Genomic DNA, 556 nt, shown 5'->3' on the forward strand with positions numbered 1-556 from the left:
TACAAAAGAAGATATCATTGACAAGAAAACAGGCGAGATTCTGACAAACACAAAAAAGCTACGCAGAGTTGATCTAGAAAAGGCAGAGAATGACGCTATATATGATGGGTACTTTTGCATCATTACCAGTGAACTTGACTATGATGAGCGTAAAATGCGCCAGGTGTACGGTGGCCTTTGGAGAATAGAACAGTCTTTTAGGATTATGAAAACAGATCTTTATGCAAGGCCTGTGTTTGTAAGCAAGAACGAACATATACGTGCACATTTTCTAATATGTTTCGTTGCGCTCCTTATCATTAGAATTATTCAACATCGTATGGGAGAAAGGGCTCTGTCAGCAGAACGAATTGCAAGAGCTCTGGGTGCAGCAACTTGTAGGGTTTTAAAAGGTGGTATCATTCAACTCGATGATGTCGGTGGCGCTATAGCATTTCAAAAGGTGAGAAACAAAAAGGGTCAGATAGTTGAAACGTTATCATACTCAGACGAAGATGAAATTGCACTTGACTACAAAGTAATACAAGATACCTTCGGTACTGATTTCTACAATATT

The 556-nt window shown here is 39.0% G+C and carries 1 protein-coding gene; it reads left to right on the plus strand.

Going from position 1 to position 556, the window contains the following annotated elements:
• Nucleotides 1–556: IS1634 family transposase (locus V4762_RS10020; protein WP_458646963.1), on the plus strand; the 556-nt coding region annotated here is incomplete at both ends.

The sequence above is a fragment of the Thermodesulfobium sp. 4217-1 genome, assembly GCF_039822205.1.
In the GTDB taxonomy this organism is placed as follows: Bacteria; Thermodesulfobiota; Thermodesulfobiia; order Thermodesulfobiales; family Thermodesulfobiaceae; genus Thermodesulfobium.